The following is a 2,280-nucleotide window of genomic DNA, read 5'->3' as shown; positions in this document are numbered from 1 at the left end:
GCCAATCTCAAAGAAATCTCTAGAGCGAAGGACTTCGTCGCCAGCAGCGCCGCCGCCCTCGTTCAGTGAGTGGGCTTATAGATCCTACCCCTTTTTCAGATCAAGAGGGCTTTTCAAAAAAAGAGAGAATTCTTACATCTCCCTGAATTTTAAAGGGAATTTTCAATAATGCTTTTTTGAGCCTGAAAACGTGCGCACAAGCACACCGGCTCCGTCCCAAACGAACTTGTTGCACATCGAGCGCGTGCCGGGATGTTTGACCCAGGTAAAAGGGACCTCGCACACGGAGCCAGCGATAGACCTCAAGCGATCGCAGCCAAAATGTTCGCACGAGTTCGGACAGGCAGAAAAGCCTCCCTTCCTCTGGCTCCTCTCAGGCAGGCCGGAGGCAGCGCTTCAGTCGCAGCCCACACGCGACGTGTGACTTGCCCCTGGTTCGACCCATCCGATACCGTACCACCCGTCACGGCCTTTTCGCTAATCAAATGGGAGCAGTGGCCCTGTCCGATGAACAGCGGGCCGAGCGCAATGGCATGACAGTCGGACTGCGTGGCGCGTTCGAGACAGAACTCCAATAGGATGATGGATCGAAATATGGTTGGCTTGAACAAGCTTCCTCGTATTCATCGGGAACAACCGGACAACGGTAGAATCGAGTTTACATGACGTACCACAAACTGTAGCGAGCTCATTATCCTTAGTTGTCCTTCAGTGGACGTCGATCCCCCTTTCAAAGCAGCGAGAACGTTCAGTGTGCCCTACTATCTCGTAACGCAAACACGGCTCGTCCTGATCGTGCCCACTGCAGTTCTCTAATCGCGGTTGTCAAGCTGGGTTCTGCTTGTATCGCTGGTCAGGCTCATGGTTCTCTTCGAGGTCGGCTCTTTAGTCGCCTCATCATGGCGTTGGATAGGCTCAGTCGACCAATGTGGTGTTCGCGGTTACCTGATAATCCGGCACTCGCACTCGTGGGATCGGTCATGACTGCGCCATCGTCCTGACCGGACGATCTGGCAAAGTTAAGCAAGTCACAAGGCGGTTTCGATCATGCGAGATCTTTTGTCTCTTGCGAGGACCAGCGGAACGACTCGCCGGATATCCACATGGCGTGAAGGATTACGGTGAGCTTTCGCGCCACGGCAACTTTAGCTTTGCGATAGCCACTCCTTCGCGCAATGCGTAAACCCCAACTCTTCAAGGCAGAGAATTGTGGAATGCGTGTGAGTAGCGCATTGGCCGCCTCATATAGGCTGCGCCGCAGGAAGTCGTCACCCCGCTTCGAGACGCGCCCAGATCTCATCGTTTCGCCTGATGCATAGATGCGAGGTGTGAGGCCAAGATATGCTCCGGCGCTGGATGATCGCTTAAAACGTGTCGGATCATCAATTGTCGCGGCGAAGCCGAGCGCAGTGATAACTCCCACACCAGGTACTGACATAAGGCGTCGCACCACAGCGTTGTGTCGCGCGATCGTGCGAACCTTCGTTTCGAGAAGACGAATTTGCTCAAGGATGCCGGCACGGGCTCGCATCAATGCTTCCACAACAGCTTGGATTGTGGGAGACGCAAGAAGCTCACCATTGATAATTTCCTCGGCACGCTTCGTGAACCCACCGCCCCGTTTGCCGAACAGGATACCAAAGGTGCGAAGAACACCCCTGATCTGGTTTTCCAGGTCGCAACGGATTTGCACGAGCTGACTCCTGCTGGCAAGTAGTGCCCGGGCTTCGTGGCTCGCCGTCGACTTGACATGGACGCTCTTGCACCAACCCGTACGGATGATCTGTGCCAAGCCGATAGCATCGTTGCGGTCTGTCTTGGCGGGCATCATCTTCAAGGCGGCATTCGCGTGCCGAGCATCCATGCAGACGATGGGGACGCCACGGTCCTTCAATCCATTCCATAGCCAGACCGACAATGGACCGGTCTCAAGTCCTGCAAGAGTGACTGCAAATGGCTCCAGCGCCTGCGCAATAGCGTCCGGGGACGATCCAACCCTCCGTTCTGCAACAATTTTGCCCTCCTCATCAACGATGCAGAGTGCGGTCGTTTGCTGGCTGACATCCAGTCCGGCATAATACTTCATGGCGGTTCTCCTCATAGCTTCGGCACACTGGCCACAGTTGACAAGGGACAGTGTGGAGAGCCGCCGCCGGGAAGGCTAGGCCCTGAGCGATTACGCTATGTGGTGTAACTGGACGGCTCTGGTCCCATGCTCTCCGGCGTGAGCCGGACTGATCAACGTGCCACTGCCGGCAAGCTGATCATAGGATCATCGCT

The 2,280-nt window shown here is 55.5% G+C and carries 1 protein-coding gene; it reads right to left on the bottom strand.

The window, feature by feature from the left end:
* Window positions 1–1,045: 1,045 nt before the first annotated feature.
* Window positions 1,046–2,086, bottom strand: a complete 1,041-nt coding sequence (locus FHT76_RS41170; RefSeq protein WP_259186890.1) for an IS110 family transposase — start codon at window positions 2,084–2,086, stop codon at window positions 1,046–1,048.
* Between the last annotated feature and the right edge of the window lie 194 nt (window positions 2,087–2,280).

The organism is Rhizobium sp. BK176, assembly GCF_024808055.1.
The sequence above is the reverse complement of the archived record's forward strand: the minus strand, read 5'-3'. Positions and strand labels throughout refer to the sequence as shown.